The organism is Neisseria sp. HMSC070H10, assembly GCF_001837635.1.
Taxonomy (GTDB): domain Bacteria; phylum Pseudomonadota; class Gammaproteobacteria; order Burkholderiales; family Neisseriaceae; genus Neisseria; species Neisseria subflava_A.
The window spans coordinates 10,547-27,317 of sequence record NZ_KV833385.1 but is presented as its reverse complement, the minus strand read 5'-3'; the positions used below and the strand labels follow the sequence as shown (position 1 = coordinate 27,317).

Genomic DNA, 16,771 nt, shown 5'->3' with positions numbered 1-16,771 from the left:
ATGAAACTCATCATCCTCGACCGCGACGGCGTTATCAATCAAGACCGCGACGATTTCGTCAAATCCGTTGACGAATGGATTCCCATCGAAGGCAGCATGGATGCCATCGCCTTTTTAACGCAGGCAGGCTACACCATCGCCGTGGCCACCAACCAATCCGGTATTGGCCGCAAATACTTTACCGTGCAAGACCTGACCGAAATGCACGCAAAAATGCACCGCCTTGCCGTTCAAGCAGGCGGTACCATCGATGGCATTTGGTTTTGCCCGCACACTGCCGCCGACAACTGCGAATGCCGCAAACCCAAGCCCGGCATGATTATCGACATCATCGAACGCTTCAAAGCCAATGCCGCCGAAACCTGGCTGGTCGGCGACAGCCTGCGCGACCTGCAAGCCATTGATGCCGCAGGCGGCAAATCCGCGCTCGTCCTGACCGGCAAAGGTAAAAAAACGCTGGCCAAACACGAGCAAGAACTGCCCGAACACACCCAAGTCTTCGACAACCTGCTGGCTTTCTCGCAATACATCATGCGTGAAAACACACAAATCGAAGAAGCCGCGCAAGCCATCCTATAAACAACAAGGCCGTCTGAAAACTGCCGACAATGGCGTTCAGACGGCCTTCAAACGACAGACTTTTCCCCGATATGCTGATTATCCGCAACCTGATTTACTGGTTCATCCTTTCCTCTAGCATTATTTTGCTGTTCCCATTTATGCTGCTTGCCCTGCCCTTCCAAGGCGGCGCACACAAAATGGCGCAAATTTGGGTGCGCATCCTCAACTGGTCGCTCAAGCACGTCATCGGTTTGAACTACACCTTAAGCGGCGCAGAAAACATTCCCGACCACCCTGCCATCATCTGCGCCAAACACCAAAGCGGCTGGGAAACCCTCGCCCTGCAAGAGATTTTTCCGCCGCAAGTCTATGTTGCCAAACGCGAACTGTTCAAAATCCCTTTCTTCGGCTGGGGCTTGAAGCTGGTTAAAACCATCGGCATCGACCGCAGCAACAGCCGCGAAGCCAACAAACAACTCTTAGAACAAGGCCTTGCGCGTAAAAACGAAGGCTATTGGATTACCATTTTTCCTGAAGGCACACGCCTGCCGCCCGGTGAAAAAGGCCGCTACAAGCTCGGCGGCGCGCGCATGGCAAAAATGTTTGAGATGGACATCGTCCCCGTCGCGCTCAACAGCGGCGAATTTTGGCCGCGCAACTCCTTCCTCAAATACCCCGGCACGGTCAGCGTCATCATCGGCAAACCCATTGCCCACAACAACGGCAATGAAGCCGAACTCATGGCCCAATGCGAGCAATGGATCGAAAGCCAACAGCCCCTGATTACCGGACAAGGCCCGTTCGCGCCCAAAACCAAATAAATCATTCCATCGGGTGGGCCGCTATACCCGCCCTTACCATGCCGTCCAATATTTTTCTCAATATCATGCCCCACCTCCATACCCACACCCTTTCAGACGGCCTCACCATTCATATCCAGCTCAAACACAGTGCCAAGAAAAACCTCATCTTGCGCCCCGTTTCCGCCGATACCGTCAGCATCAATATCCCTCCGTTTGTTACCCAGCGCACCTTTACCCAATGGCTGAACGACAACGAAGCCATCCTGCGCCGTACCCTAAACAAAACACCGGCCCGACAAACACCTACAGACACGCTTCCCGAATGGATTTGGTATCAAGGCGTTCAGACGGCCTTGTCCGTCCACACGGCAAACCACATCCAAATCAGGCCGTCTGAAATCCTGTTGCCCGAAAAAGAAACCGCTATCCAACTCACCCATTTGCGCCGCCTTCTGCACGAGCGTGCGCGCGAGTATCTGCTGCCGCGCCTCGAAGGCCATATCCGAACCACCCGCCTAACCCCGAGCGCCATTTCCCTTTCCAACGCCAAAACTTTCTGGGGTGTATGCCGCCACACTACCGGCATCCGCCTCAACTGGCGGCTCATCGGCGCGCCCGAATATGTCGCCGACTACGTCTGCCTGCACGAACTCGCCCACCTGCGCCATCCCGACCACAGCCCTGCGTTTTGGGCTCTGACCCACTCGATCACGCCGCATGTTGACCAAGCCGAACAATGGCTGAAGGCGCACGGCAGCGAATTGTTCCGCCTCGGCTAAGTCTTATCCGGCAGCATTTTTCCGCAGGCAAACACCAGCCCAAAGCAAAGAATCAATGCCCTCCAAACAAATCATGTAGCCGCGCGTAAAATCAGGTTTATCCGCTTGCCGCCACTCATACCTACCGATAAGATGATGCCATTCTCAAAACCCTTTTCAGAAAGGAAAACCGATGACCAAAGCAAAATCGTTACTGGCCACCGGCATTTTGGCTCTTTTCTCCGCCACGGCATTCGCCTCCCCGCTGCCTTCCGAAATCTACCGTCCGGCAGGCGCGCACACCATCAAAGCCGATCATCAAGGCGACGGCGAATTTGAATACGAAGCCGAACTTTCCGGCCAACGCAATTCCATTCCTTCCTTGGCCAAAAAAGTGATTGCCCACGCGCGCAGCAAAGGTTTCCATGTGGTTGAGTCTGAAATCAAACACGACGATGCCGATCTGAAATTCAAACGCGGCAAACAAGAGCTGGACGTTTCCATCGAAGACAAAGGCCAAGGCCGTATCGAATACAAAGCCGATTTGGATTTGGACTTGGACCAAAACTAAATCCGACTCGCAAATAAAGGCCGTCTGAAATCCCATCGGGTTTCAGATGGCCTTTTGTCGTCTTTATCAGATATAATGGCACTCGGTTTGTAAAATTTCTGACTCAAAACATTGTACAATCTGCCCACTTATACCGATAACATCCCAAACATTGCCATGAAAAAACGTCTGCTCCTCCTCGCCATCCTTCCCCTTTCCCTTCACGCCGCCGATGTGCCGCCTGATGTGAAACCCGAGCTTCAAGTCAACACAGCCGAACCCCAACAACCCGAAACGCACAACATCACTGCCGAGCAGACAAACAGGCCGTCTGAAAAAATCATCAACGTCGATGCCGATACCCTGCTTGCCAACACCGAATTACTGGCACGCGCCATGTATTCCGCCGTCGTCGCCCACAACATCCCCGGCATCAAAGCCGTTTTGCCCATTTACGAACAATGGCCAGAACACGACCGCGCCATGGCACGCTATGCCAAAGGTTTGCTTGCCCAATCCGAAGGACGCGCCGCCGAAGCCATCGGCCATTACCGCCGCTTTATCGCCGAGCAACCCGATGCCTCCGCCGTCCGCTGGCAGCTTGCGACCGCCTTGTTTGAAGACAAACAAAACGAAGCCGCAGCCGACCAGTTCGACAAACTACAAACCGAATCCCTCCCGCCTGCCTTGCAAGAACGCATCGAAACCTACCGCAAAGCCCTGCGCGAACGCGACTCATGGCAATTCAATGCCGGCTTGAACATCACGCGCGAACAAAACATCAACCAAGCCCCCGGCCAACGCCGTCTGGGCAACCACCTGAGCGATGAACAATGCCGCGCCGTGCGCCTAGCCTATCCCGACGACGACTGCTTCCGAGGCTGGACATTCCCCGAGCCCATCGATGCCACCGCCGTCCACTACCAAATCGGCGCAGAAAAAAAATGGTCGCTGCCCCGCGGCTTCTATGCCACGGCAGGCGCAGACCATTACGGCAAAATCTATCCCAAACACACCAACTACAACGACCTCACCACACGCTTTTCGGCAGGCATCGGCTATGCCGACCAGCGCAACGATATCGGCATGACCCCGTTCCATGAACGCCGCTTCTACGGCAACGACCCCTACACCTACACCAACGGCGCACGCCTCCACTACAACCATTGGTGGCAACCCAAGCTGCAAACCCTCAGCGCATTTGAAGCAGGCCGTCTGAAAAACGGCCGCCGCGAGCATTCCAACAACACCAGCCAACTGCTCAGCAACTCCATCGTGTACTACCGCAACGCGCGCCAATACTGGGTAGCCGGTATCGACCTCTACCGCGAACGCAACCGCGACGACAAAAGCGACAGCTTCAACCGCTACGCCCTGCGCACCACATGGGGACAAGAATGGCCCAAAGGCCTCTCCACCGTCCTACGCCTCAGCGCCGCCCAACGCCATTACCAAGCCCCCAGCTTCTTCAGCAACGAACAAAACCGCCGCGACAAAGAAGCCTCCGCCTCCCTAAGCGTATGGCACCGCGCCCTCCATTTCAAAGGTATCACCCCGCGCCTGACCATTGCCCACAACAAAACATGGAGCAACGACAAGTTCTACGAATACGGCAAAACCAAAATGTTTGTCGAATTGAGCAAAACGTTCTGACAAATAGAACTAATCTGGGGATCAAGCAAAAATATCGGTCCTGCATACTGATTTACAAGGCAGATTCAAACTTTTACAGATACCGGATAAATAGGATTTTCAAGGCATAATTCCTCATTAAATTTATATTTATCAAATAGATAAATCCAAGCCAATATTACTTCACAGCGCAACGCACAACACTACATAACGTTACAAAAAATCAGGCCGTCTGAAACCCAACTTGGCGTTTCAGACGGCCTTAGTATTGGTTATCGTATCCGTTTACCTCTTCAACACAACACCGCTGCCAACGCCGAAATCGCGGACGAAGAAACCATCAAAATCATGAACCCGCTCAACTACATCGGCAAACCGGGCGTAAACCTGCCGCAAAACTGGCGCATCCGCGCCGGCACCAATGACCGCGACACCTCACTGGCAGTCTCCGCCGTCTTAGCCGCCAAACTGCAAAACAACGGCCAAACCGTCGACTACGCCCTGCCTTGGGATATCGGCCACAGCGGCGATTATGACTTGGACGAACTGTTTGCCTGGATGAAACAAGTTAGCAATTCTGCAAAATAATTGTTCGCAATATAGATTGAGATGAGATTGGGTATCCTGTTTTAATTAAAGAAAGGCCGTCTGAACTTTTTCAGACGGCCTGTATTTTGATAAAAACTCAAAGCCCTTTATTATATAAATGAAATTTTTAATAGCATTAAATTCTAATTTAAATAAATAAACTGATTTTAAATTCCATAAAATAATTTAAATAAAGAAATTTTAGAATAAAATTGCTAAAACAAAAAATCAAGCCTTGTTTAATTCTGCTAAAACCTGTAACCTGTATCAAAAATAAACAAGAGAGTCCATCATGTCCCAACACTACCCTACCGACGATATTAAGATCAAAGAAGTCAAAGAGTTACTCCCTCCAATCGCACATTTGTATGAGCTGCCTGTTACACCTCAGGTTGCCAATTTGGTTTATAAAACACGTCATGAGATTGCGGATTTGGTTCACGGCCGTGACAACCGTTTGCTGGTCATCATCGGCCCATGCTCGATTCACGATACTAAGGCGGCGGTAGAATATGCGCAAAAATTGCTGCCCTTGCGCAAAAAATATGAGAAAGAGCTGCTGATTGTAATGCGCGTGTATTTTGAAAAACCGCGTACAACCGTTGGCTGGAAAGGTCTGATTAACGATCCGCACTTGGACGGTACGTTTGACATCAACTACGGCCTGCGCCAAGCGCGTCAGTTGTTGCTTACTTTGAACGAAATGGGCATGCCTGCTTCGACTGAATTCTTGGACATGATTACGCCGCAATACTACGCCGACCTGATTTCTTGGGGCGCGATTGGGGCGCGTACGACTGAAAGCCAGGTACACCGCGAATTGGCCAGCGGCCTCTCCTGCCCTGTCGGTTTTAAAAACGGTACGGACGGCAATCTGAAAATCGCCATCGACGCCATCGGTGCCGCCAATCATCCGCACCACTTCCTGTCTGTAACCAAAGCCGGTCATTCCGCGATTGTCCACACCAGCGGCAATCCTGACTGCCATGCGATTTTGCGTGGCGGTAAAGAGCCTAATTACAGCGCGGAGCACGTTAAAGACGCGGTTGCGCAGCTTCAAAAAGCCGGCGTGAGCAGCAAACTGATGGTGGACTGCAGCCATGCCAACAGCCGTAAAGACTTCCGCAAACAAATGGATGTAGCTCGCGATGTTGCGGCGCAGCTGAAAGCCGGTGAAGAAAACATCATGGGCGTGATGGTGGAAAGCCACTTGGTTGAAGGCCGTCAAGACAAGCCTGAAGTTTACGGTCAAAGTATTACGGATGCCTGCATCGGTTGGGATACGACTGAAGAATTGCTGGCCCTGCTTGCCGAAGCGAAAGGTTACCAAGCGTAAATGCGAAACCATTAATAAAGACCGGATATGTTCCGGTCTTTATTATGCCTGTTATTTTGATTTCTTTGCTAAAGTTTATAATAAAAACAGTATGTTAAAAAATCAGGCCGTCTGAAACAATTAAAAGACAGTTTCAGACGGCCTACTCAATCCGTTTATGCCGCACCAACGCTATACGTTTCGTCCTTGCTGTCCGCTTGGCCGACAATGGCAGCAACGGCAGCGGCCAAGCCGTTGCGCGTCATGTATTTTTGCGGAATTTCTTGGGCATTTTGTGTCAAGGTATAGGCATTATCTTCGCCATCGGCAAGGCCGCAGGGGCGCAAGATAGTCCAATTCAAACCGCTTTGTTTGAGATAGATTTCGGCTTCCGTTTTGGCACGGACGGCTTCGCCGAGTGCCTGTTTGAACGGCTCGCTCATCATGTCCCATTGTTCACCGCAGCCCATGCTGGTAATCAGTACAAAGCGGGCTTGCGGATTAGCGGCTTTCGTAGCGGCAATGATGTTGATATTGCCCAGCGCATCGCTGCGGATACCCTCTTCGTTTTTGCCTCCGACAAAACTGATCACGGTATCGGGACGGTATTGTGCCAACGCTTTATCGAGTGCGTCGGCATCAAGCGCATCGGCGACGACGGTTTGAATATTGTGTTCGGCAAAAAAGCTGTCTTCAGACGGCCTTCTCAATACGGCGACGGTATCGGCTGAGTCAGTCAATGTGCGGATATAGGCGCGGCCGGACGGGCCGTTGGCTCCGAAGATGAGTTGCATGTTTGAGATTCCTTTGTATGGTAGATGTTTGTTGTTAGAAAATCCGCTCCTCTATGCAACAAGGAACGGATTTTCAGACCGTCTGAAACCGTTTAAGCGGCATCAAACAGTTTGCGCATGGCTTCGATTTGGTGTTGTTTCAACTCGCCTGCTTCATCACGGCCGACGAAAATTTTAAACATGGCGCCACCGTTGCGGTTGATAAAGTTGAGCGAGCAAGTGGCTTTACCCATGAACGGGCGTTCCAAAAGGTAGATGGAGGCGCAGTTTTCATAGTAGATGTGGCCGTGTACGCCGCCGTCGGTTTCGGGATGGTCAAAGTTGTAGAAACCGCGGCCGACTTTGCCGTTCGGCAGTTTGCCGCTGACTTCGACGATGGCATCGGGGGTATGGGCGATGAAGGTAACGGATTCATCCCATGCGGCGATGGCTTGGAGAATTTCGACAATGCGGCTGCCTTCGGTTTGGCGCACATTCTCTTCAGGCAGGCAGCGGATAACGTCTTCAAAACTGCATTGGTTTTGCGCGGCCAGCATTTCCAGCACTTGGCCGGGATTTTTTTCCAATGATTGGCGCAACATGGTTTGTTGTTCGGCTGAAAGTTTTTGCATGGTTTGATCCTTTTCTTGAGTCGGAAGAGTGAGCATGAGTTTGCGGATAAGGGTGGGCGACCAATAACGGCCGCTGGTATTCAAACGGATAATGCCGTCTGAATCGGGTTCTTTAAAAAGCTGCATTTCCTGCCATTGGGCAATCAGCTTTTGCGCTGCTTTGTTGCCGTCGAACAATAATGGATTCAGACGGCCTGTTTCAATATCGTGCTGGACTTTGCTGAGAAGTGCTTTATTTGGACTATGACCGCTCATAAATGCGATGTTTTTCTCGCCTTTCGGCGTGGCGAGATAACTCTCCAAATCGCCCTGCACCTGATAGCTGAAACCGCCGAAGTTACCCCCTGCGCCGGAGCCGAACGCCAAACAGGGAATGTCGGATTTGATCAGGGTATTGTAGCGGTTACGTTCGCCGCGACCGGGATAGGCGAAGTGGCTGTTGCTGACCTGTTCCCAGCCTTTTTCCAGCAGTGTTTCAACCGTGTAGGCATATTGATCTGCCTGAATATCAAAGCCCGGCGGTGTCGGAAATGCGCCTTTTTCAATCATGCGGTTGATGGGCAGCATGGGATAAAGGTTGAATGCATACGTATCCAAACCTGACAGAGGCAGCTCGGCGGCGCGGGCAATATCGTTTTGCCAAACTTCATCGGTTTGATTGGGCAGGCCAAACATCAAATCGGCCACAATCACGGCATCGAGTTCGCACAATTTTGCCAAATATTCAAACGCCTCGTCGCCGCTGTGTTTGCGGCCGAGACGGCGGCGGATGGCGGTATTGAAGGTTTGCACGCCGATGGAAATACGGTTGGCCCCTGCTTCGAGACAAGCCTGTGCTTTTTCCAAATCAAAATGGCTCATGCGCCCTTCTATGGTGAACTCGCAGTCTTCGGCAAGCGGCAGATATTGGTAGCAGGCACGAATCAGGCGGACGAGGTCTTCCGTAAGCAACGCGGTCGGCGTACCGCCCCCGAAATAAACGGCTCGGATTTTTCCCTTGCCTGTACGGACTTCGGCTTCAGCGGCCATTTCTTCAATAATTTTGTCGGTGTACACGCTGCTTTGGCTGTCCTTCCACGCATTACGGTAGAAGCCGCAAAAAACGCAATGGTTGGCGCAAAATGGAATATGCAGATAAGCAAGCGCGTCCATATCCGTGGCATGGGGAAGCTTTTTCTTCCAAATGTTCTGCCACTGGGGACGCGGCATTGGAACGCCGCCCCAAACGGGCATTAATGCCTGACGTTCGGGAAATGCCTTGGGCGCGGATTGTTTCGGAGTCCAAACAAGCTGCTGTACCATGATAATGATTAATAAAAGTTATTAATAAGATTTATATATTAAATAACCATCATCATTTTCTTGTCAATATTTTTACGTAATTAAAAATCAGTATTATTTTAAAATATTGTATTCTATAAATAATAAAATGTATTTATATTTGATGGAAATCGGCATTTTACTTGTGAAATGTGCAAAATCTGCTTCTTCAAGTCGGGGACATCCTCCCATCTCGTTTTATTTTTGAACGATAAAATAAATTTTCTTTATCGTTTTTCAGACGGCCTTTTGGTGCTCAGCTTCTGAAATAAAACCCTGCCTCATCTTCGCAACGGCGTATCTGCCAACCGTAAACCGATTCAAGCAAGTCGGAGTGCATCACTTCGCCCACCTTGCCTGCTGCAACGACTTTTCCCTTATTTATCAAGATAATATGTTCCGCATAACGCGCGGCGAGGTTCAAATCGTGTAATACCAGTATTGATGAGGCACGGCTTGAATGCCCGACCAAATACTGCATCAGGCGGTGTTGATGGCGGATATCGAGATGGTTGCACGGTTCGTCCAAAAGCAAGACCGGCGCGTTTTGCAACAGGGCGCGGATGATGTTGGCGCGTTGCTGTTCGCCGCCTGAGAGCTTGCCGATGCGCTTATCCGCCAATGCCGTCAAATCAAAATAATCGAGCAACTCGTCCGCCCATTCATGGTTCAGACGGCCTTTTTGTACGAATGACGCCAACGCAATGTATTCGCGTACGGTCATCGGCATATTGTAACGGCCATGCTGCCCGACCCATGCCACCCTGCCCGTGCGGATTTGCGGCGCAACGGCCTCACCGAAAAGCATGATTCCCCCCTGCCCTGTTTGCCCGATTAAGGCCCGCAGCAAAGTAGATTTGCCTGCACCATTCGGGCCGATAATGACGGTCATGCCCGAAGGTATATCCAGTTGATCGATTTCAAGCAGGGTTTTGTCTTGGACGCGGACGGAAAGATTACAGATTTGAAATAAGGTGTGCATAGAAAAGATATGGGGCAATAAAGTTTCAGACGGCCTGTTTAAGCATCAACGGCTTTTCAAAGGCTTGATAAACAAATACATAAAAAACGGTCCGCCCAATAAGGCAATCACGATACCGACCGGCAGATCGACAGGGTATGTCAGCCAGCGCGCCGCGCCGTCCACCACCATCAAAAACACTGCGCCCAACCAAGCCGACAGCGTAATCAGTTTGCGGCGGCTGCCGCCGACGGTTTGCGCCAGCACATTGGGGATCATCATGCCGAGAAAACCGATGATGCCCGAAAGCGATACCGCTGCCCCTGTCATCAATGCCGCGCCGATTACGGTTTGCACACGCAATGCCCCGACCGACACCCCCATACTGGCAGCCGTGTCTTCGCCCGTCATCAAAACGTCCAACCGCCTGCCTGCGGATAACAAAATCAGAAAACCTGGCAACATGACTGCGATTGCCGCAACAGGCGATGAGAAACCGGCTTCGGCAAGGCTGCCCGACAGCCATGTGGTCGCGCTGCGCAATACCAAATCGTCCGATAAAAACAAAATCATACTGACTACCGCGCCCGAAAACGCGCTCAACACAAAACCCAACACCAGCAATCCTAAAGTACCGCCGCCGAGCAGTTTGTGCACTGCCAAAATCAGCAGGCACACACCCAATGCACCAAGAAAAGCCGCCGCCGGTACACCCATCGCGCCGCCACCCAAAGCCAATAACACAATCACGCCCAAGGCCGCCCCGCCCGACGTCCCGATCAAACTCGGATCGGCCAGCGGGTTCTCGAATAAAGCCTGCAATGCCGCACCCGAAGCGGACAAACCGGCCCCGACCAAAAGCGCGGTATAGATGCGCGGTAAACGGATTTGGCGGACGGTTTCATCCATCGCCAGCGGCGACTCCCACGCGCCAAAACCGATGCCGCAGCACAAATAAACGGCGGTGGCAGTAAGCAGCAGGCAAAGGGTAAGGGTATGCGGTTTCATGACATCATGCGGTTTAAACGGATTGAGGAACGGTTTCAGACGGCATTTTTAAGACAACCGTTTTGCTTCCTCCTCAATAAGAAGGAACAAATCAAGGCCGTCTGAAAACAAAAATCGGGCAGGCTTTTCAAAACAGGTGCGTTTATTTCGCTAAACCGTGCAAACGCTGAATCACTTGCGGCGTATCCAGTCCGTAACGGAACATATCGTTGGCCTTCCACAAATAAATCTTGCCGTTTTTCGCGGCAGGCGAGCCAGCGATTTCGGGGCGTGCGGCAAAGGTTTTGACGTTGCCTATCATGGCGGTGTTGTGGTCGGCAATAATGATGATGTCAGGTTTGGCCGCAATCCATGCCTCACGCGTCATCGGTTTGAGGCCGTCAATGGCGGCTGCGGCATTGATACCGCCGGCACGGCGGATGATTTCGTCGGCGGCAGTATTTTTGCCCGATACGATGCGCCCGTCGTAGCTGAAGAGGTAGCGTTTGCCGCTGGAAGGCTGCTGTTTCATATCCGCCTGCCACTTACTGGCCAACTTGTCCGCCTGTGCGCTTTTACCGATAAGCTGACCGATGTTGCGGATACTTTGCGGATAGGCGGCGATGCTGTCATCGGGCGCAACATTGACGGCTTTAATGCCTGCTTTTTGCAGGTGGGCAAAAATATCGGCAGGCTGCGCCATCCATGAACCGATGGCGATGTCGGGTTTAGCGGCCACAATCGGTTCAACCGTCAGACGGCGATGAATGCCGATACTGGGCTTGTTTTTCAACGCCGGATTTTGAACGGTCTGATCGCGGCCGACGATTTCGTCCAATGCGCCGAGCGCGGCAACGATGTCTGCCGTATCGGGGGTCAACACGACGATGCGTTGCGCGTGTGCAGTGCCGGCCAACGAAATAAACGCGGAAAGCAGGAGGAGTTTGAGTTTCATTGTTTTTCCTTGTCGAATGCTTTCAGACGGCCTGCTCGTTTTCTCAGGCCGTCTGAAAACGGTTGAATCACATTAGAACTTCAGTTGTACGGTTGCGGCGAAATTGCGGCCGGTTTCGGTGTACAAGTCCATCACACTGGTACGGCTCATGCCGGCAACGTCTGCGTGCTGCCAGTATTTTTTGTTGCCGACGTTGTAGATGTTTGCGCCGATTTCGAGGTTTTTAAACGGCTTGTACCACGCGCCGATATCCCATACGCCATAACCCGGCGCTTGGAAAACAGTGTCGCTGCTGACGCGGCTGTGTTTTTTCGACCAGCGCAGCTTGGTGCCGACACCCCATTTTTCCTGCGTGTAGTCCAAACCCAAAACACCGTTGAGCGGATAAGCGGAATCCAACGGTTTGCCGTCCTGCTGCTCACCGCGCATCCAAGCGATGCTGCCGGAGACTTGCCAGCCCGGCAGGAATTTGTAGGCGGCAGAAGCTTCGGCACCGTAGGTTTTGACGTGATCAAGGTTTTGATATTGGTACTGGATAATCGGGCGTCTGCCAACGGTGGAGGTACCGATTTCAGTGCGGTTGATGAAGTTACGGTAACGGTTGTAGAACGCGGTGACTTGCGCACGGGCGCGTTCGTTTTTGAATTTCATCCCCAATTCAAAGCTATTGGAGCGTTCGGATTTGAGGTTGGCATTGGGAATGACCGCATAGCCGTAGGTCGTATTGGCAAACGCCATGGTCGCGCTGTCAAACGGCGGCGTGCGGAAGCCTTGGGAATAAGTGGCAAAACCGGTGAACTGCTCACCCATCGGCACACTCAGGCGCAGGCTGGGCGTAAACGCGGAATCGCTGAAGCGCGTCGCCGTTCCGCCGGGATTGGCATTGAGATAGGCTTGGTCGGTCGACGTGTTCAGCTTGTCTTTTTCGTAACGTAAGGCCGGAGTTAGGACGATGCCGTTGCCGAAGGTTAGGCTGTCTTGTGCGTAAACGCTGAACGTTTTGCGCTTGCTGTCAGGGAAAGTTTTATTCGGATAGGTGCTGCCTGCATAAACTTTGCTGACGGCGCCGGTCAGATTGTCCACTGTCAGGCTGTCGCGCGGACGGGCGGTCTCGGTGTGTTTGTATTCGGCGCCGGCAACGACGGTTTGTTTGACCGTGCCGTCAAATTCCCACACGCCGCGCCCGTTCAGCCCGCGTATGGTCTGATTGAAACCGTAGTCGGAATAACGGGTCGAATTACCTAATTGGCGCGCGCCCATACGCGTAATGCTCGCATCGACGGCATCGTCTTCCGTACGCAGTTTTTGCTGATAGGCAGTCAGGTTCGCTTCTTTCAGATGGCCTTCGCCAGTGTAGCGGTAGCCCGCTTCGATACGTTGACGGCGGATACGGTCGCGGGCATTGCTCTCAGATGTTGCGATGGTTACCGGTCCGCGCGATTGCGAACCCAAGCCGTTTGCCAATACGGTATCGTTGGCGTGGTAATACTGTTCGTACAACGTTTCAAAGCGGTGGTGTTCGTTGCCGATATTGCCTTTCGCCAAGATATTGTAGGCATTGTTTTTCTGTGGATTGGTGGCAGTACGCGCAGTCGAGTAGCTGGTATCGCTGCCCATGTTTTCGGTTTCATGACCTTGACGGCGCGTCAGCATCAGCAGACCTTCGGCGTTTTCATGGAAACCTGCCACAGTCGCCGTCACGCCATGGCTGCGGTCGCGACTGCGGTAGCCGTGTTTCAAACCGAAATGACCGCGTTTGCCCGCATCGACAAAATCGCTCGGTGAGAGCGTCACCATGTTCACCACGCCGCCGAGCGCGTCGCTGCCGTACAGCGCGGAATAAGGGCCTTTGACAATATCGACCTGCTTGAGCGTGTCGCTTTCGACCATATCGCGTCCCGAAATCGCGCCGTTGGAGCCGCCACCTGCATAAGATTCGGGAATGCGCACGCCGTCCACCATCATCAGAATGCGGTTGCCGTCTATGCCTCGGATATTGATACCGGCATGACCGCGGCGGTTATTGTCTGACGGCACGCTGACGCCGGATTCATACATCACGATATCGTCCAAATTCTGCGCCGAGGCTTGATTCAAGGTTTTGCGTCCGATAACCGACACATTCGGCGCGGCTTTATCCAAGGTTTGCGCATTACGGTCGGCCGTGACCACCACAGGCTCTATTTCTGCCTGAGCCACTGGCATCTGAGCCGCATATAACTGTCCGGAAAAAACCGCCCCTATTACACAGGCAATCGCTTTCTTTTTCATTACATAACCTTATTATTTGAATAATAATGGTTTACATTTATAAAACAAACAGACGGTTTTTGCAAGTTTAAGATATAAACAAAAGGCCGTCTGAAAACCCGATAATTTAGGTTTTCAGACGGCCTGTCCTACTTTTCTTTTCAATTAGAACGTATGTTTAACCGTTGCAGTCACACTACGCGGCGTGCCGTAAACGTGAATATCCGGCATGGTGCGATAGCGTTTGTTAAAGACGTTTTCAAAGTCCAAACTGATGCGGGTAGATTTGCCGATTTTGTAATGACCGGTCAAGTCCAGCGTTGCGTACGGACGTTGGGTCAACGCGGCCGCGGCAGCCGGATTGATGTCTGCAGGGTATTCATCCAGCGTGTGGCTGCGGCTTTGCCAGTTGACGTTGGCACCCAGGTTCAAACGGTCGGTTACGTCATACGCGGTAAAGAGTTTAAACAAATGAACCGGATAAGACGGATGCAGTTGAACTCCTTCGCTGTCTTTGATTTTGGAACGTGCATAAGACGCATTCAACAGCCATTTATCGCTCAGGCGGCCGCCGACAGAGAGTTCCACGCCTTTTGTTGTGGTGTTGTCGGCTGCACGGTAGTATTCCTCGCCATTCGCGAATTTGCCTGCAACCACGCCCAAATGGTCGCGTTTGTTCATAAAGACGGAGGCGGAAGCATTCAGACGGCCTTCAAACCATGACGCTTTCAAACCGGTCTCGTAGGTTTTGCCGCGCTGCGGTTTGAGCGCCGCGCCGTCTTTGGTCAGGTAACGTACTTGCGGACGGAAAATGGTGGTGTAAGATGCATAGGCGGTCAGATTGTCGCCGATGTCGTAGGTTACGCCCAAATAAGGAATGAAAACATTTTGTTTGTGGCTGCTGTGTGCGAATTTGTTACGGCTGGTGCTGTAACGGTAACGCCAATCCACAAAACGGCTGCCGCCGATAAAGGCGAGTTTATCGGTCAGTTTGAAACGGGTCGAGCCGTAAACCGACAGGTTTTTCATGCGTGAAAAACCATCGCGCAGATACGGCATATCGGGTTTGGCGATATTGCCGTTAAAGAGGCGCAAATCAGGAATCGTCGATTCGCCTTCTTCATAGAAAGACAGGTTTTCTTTGTTGTCCTGATAGCTGATGCCCGCATTGAACTCATGCGAACGGCCCAACGCTGGATAATTGCCGTCCAAGGTCAATGAAAAATTCTGGTCGCGGTATTTGCTGCGGTCGCGGTCTGAAGTGAAAAGTGCAGAGTAATCGGAATTGATTTCAAATGTACCGGCAATGCCTGAAACGATGTCGTTTTTACCCGAAACATGGCTGTAATCGCCTGTCAGTTTCCAGCCGTTGTCAAACTCATGGCTGAGGGAAGTGAATACTTCGGCACTGGTGTCTTTGCCGTATGCCCAGCGTGCGGACGAATTGCTACGCGGCGAAGACTCAAACGGTATGAATCCAGTACGGCGCGAACCTGCTGCGGTCAGATAGCTGAAACGCGAGCTGCCGGTATTGCGGAAACGGTGTATTTCCGTACCGAGGCGCCATTGGGTTTGTGGCGTGATATCGTAAGACAAAGTGCCGTAGAAAGTGTGATTGTGGCGCGAAGTGTTCGGCAGGTAATCGCCGCCATGGTCGCTGACCAAAATAGCGCGGCCGCGCAAGGTATTGTCTGCATTCAAAGGCTGATTGGCATCAAGGACGAAGCGGTAGTGGTTCCACGAACCGACTCCGGCTTCTACGCTGACGGCAGGTTTGGCAGTCGGTTTTTTGCGTTCCAAAGCAACCGTACCGCCCGGCTCGCCCATACCGCCGTTGGACAAACCGCTTGCGCCGCGTACGACGACGACTTGTTCGTACAATGTGCTGTCCAGATTGTTGGTGCCGCGGCGGATGGCTTTACCGTCGTAAAGGAATTTGGGCGCGCCGTCCACGGAAATGCTGTCAATCGCCTGACTGCGCGAAATAAATTGGCTGTGGCCGGATACGTTGTTGCCCATTTTGCTGTGGAATACGCCCGGTGTTTGTTTCAATACGTCCTGCAGGCTGTCCAAGCCTTGGTCTTCGATTTGTTTTGCCGTTACGACAGACAGGGACTGCGGCGTTTCACGCTGGGTCAGGCGGATACCTGTCGCGGCGGAGGAAGCGGGAATGGTGTAGTTGGAAGTAGTCTGTTTACCGACTCCTTGGACGGTAACTGTCGGTAAATCGACACGCTCTTGCGGCTGGGTATTTTCTACTTCGGTCGCGAAAGAATACGCCGAACACAGCGCCAGACTGACGGCAAAACTTAATTTGCCATAGGGAAATACAGGTAGTGACATAGCCTCTCCAATTAGCTTATCTTTACAATTTGGTCGCAGATTCTATCAAAAAGATGTAGCCCGATGGAACTATGTTTTAATCATTATTTTCTAAGTATTTTGTTTAATTCAAAATATTTATTTTCTATCTAGTCCCAATTAACTAAAAAGGCCATCTGAAACCCATATCATCAGGTTTTCAGACGGCCTTAATCTTTTTATGATAAGGCAATCAGTCTGCCAACTTTCGTGCCAATTCTGCCAAACGTTTACCTTGAGCAAAGGCAATATCATTTTCTTCGGCAGTCAATACCGGCTTGCTGTCGTGGCCGGAAACATGGCTTGCGCCGTAAGGCGTGCCGCC

13 protein-coding genes and 2 pseudogenes are annotated in these 16,771 nt (G+C 51.9%); 7 read left to right on the top strand and 8 right to left on the bottom strand.

What is annotated here, in order from left to right:
- From gmhB to aroG, 7 genes and pseudogenes are all read left to right on the top strand, one after another.
- Positions 1-579 (top strand): D-glycero-beta-D-manno-heptose 1,7-bisphosphate 7-phosphatase, encoded by a 579-nt coding sequence (gene gmhB, locus HMPREF2606_RS08820; RefSeq protein WP_070584588.1) that lies wholly within the window; start codon positions 1-3, stop codon positions 577-579.
- 71 nt (positions 580-650) lie between these two features.
- Complete coding sequence (locus HMPREF2606_RS08815) at positions 651-1,382, top strand: lysophospholipid acyltransferase family protein (protein WP_070584586.1); 732 nt, start codon at positions 651-653, stop codon at positions 1,380-1,382.
- A gap of 65 nt (positions 1,383-1,447) precedes the next feature.
- Positions 1,448-2,143, top strand: coding sequence for a M48 family metallopeptidase (locus HMPREF2606_RS08810; protein ID WP_070584834.1), 696 nt, complete (start codon positions 1,448-1,450; stop codon positions 2,141-2,143).
- Positions 2,144-2,315: 172 nt separating this feature from the next.
- The gene (locus HMPREF2606_RS08805) at positions 2,316-2,693 is read left to right on the top strand and encodes a hypothetical protein (RefSeq protein WP_070584584.1); all 378 of its coding nucleotides are present in this window, start codon (positions 2,316-2,318) and stop codon (positions 2,691-2,693) included.
- Positions 2,694-2,849: 156 nt separating this feature from the next.
- Positions 2,850-4,325: a surface lipoprotein assembly modifier gene (locus HMPREF2606_RS08800; protein WP_070584582.1), complete on the top strand. Its 1,476-nt coding sequence runs from the start codon at positions 2,850-2,852 to the stop codon at positions 4,323-4,325.
- A 270-nt stretch (positions 4,326-4,595) separates the two neighbouring features.
- Positions 4,596-4,892 (top strand): annotated as a pseudogene (locus HMPREF2606_RS08795) (alpha/beta hydrolase); the annotation flags it as partial.
- 292 nt (positions 4,893-5,184) lie between these two features.
- The gene (aroG, locus tag HMPREF2606_RS08790; RefSeq protein WP_070713844.1) at positions 5,185-6,228 is read left to right on the top strand and encodes a 3-deoxy-7-phosphoheptulonate synthase AroG; all 1,044 of its coding nucleotides are present in this window, start codon (positions 5,185-5,187) and stop codon (positions 6,226-6,228) included.
- A 155-nt stretch (positions 6,229-6,383) separates the two neighbouring features.
- On the opposite strand, the gene HMPREF2606_RS08785 is transcribed toward aroG, so the two are convergent.
- The 8 genes and pseudogenes from HMPREF2606_RS08785 to HMPREF2606_RS11270 form a co-directional block, all read right to left on the bottom strand.
- The gene (locus HMPREF2606_RS08785) at positions 6,384-7,001 is read right to left on the bottom strand and encodes an NAD(P)H-binding protein (RefSeq protein WP_070843538.1); all 618 of its coding nucleotides are present in this window, start codon (positions 6,999-7,001) and stop codon (positions 6,384-6,386) included.
- 92 nt (positions 7,002-7,093) lie between these two features.
- Positions 7,094-8,914 carry a heme anaerobic degradation radical SAM methyltransferase ChuW/HutW gene (gene hutW, locus HMPREF2606_RS08780; protein ID WP_070713849.1) on the bottom strand — a complete coding sequence of 607 codons (1,821 nt, stop codon included), beginning with the start codon at positions 8,912-8,914 and terminating at the stop codon, positions 7,094-7,096.
- 274 nt (positions 8,915-9,188) lie between these two features.
- Entirely contained in the window at positions 9,189-9,914 is a 726-nt protein-coding gene (locus tag HMPREF2606_RS08775) for an ABC transporter ATP-binding protein (RefSeq protein WP_070713852.1), read from the bottom strand.
- A 45-nt stretch (positions 9,915-9,959) separates the two neighbouring features.
- Entirely contained in the window at positions 9,960-10,901 is a 942-nt protein-coding gene (locus HMPREF2606_RS08770; RefSeq protein WP_070713854.1) for a FecCD family ABC transporter permease, read from the bottom strand.
- 142 nt (positions 10,902-11,043) lie between these two features.
- Complete coding sequence (locus tag HMPREF2606_RS08765; RefSeq protein ID WP_049249087.1) at positions 11,044-11,835, bottom strand: heme/hemin ABC transporter substrate-binding protein; 792 nt, start codon at positions 11,833-11,835, stop codon at positions 11,044-11,046.
- Between the two features lie 72 nt (positions 11,836-11,907).
- Positions 11,908-14,106, bottom strand: coding sequence for a TonB-dependent hemoglobin/transferrin/lactoferrin family receptor (locus tag HMPREF2606_RS08760; RefSeq protein ID WP_070843537.1), 2,199 nt, complete (start codon positions 14,104-14,106; stop codon positions 11,908-11,910).
- A gap of 144 nt (positions 14,107-14,250) precedes the next feature.
- A complete protein-coding gene (locus tag HMPREF2606_RS08755) occupies positions 14,251-16,428 on the bottom strand; it encodes a TonB-dependent siderophore receptor (RefSeq protein WP_070843536.1) in 2,178 nt (725 codons plus the stop codon).
- A gap of 211 nt (positions 16,429-16,639) precedes the next feature.
- A pseudogene (locus HMPREF2606_RS11270) lies at positions 16,640-16,771 on the bottom strand (NAD(P)H-quinone oxidoreductase); the annotation flags it as partial.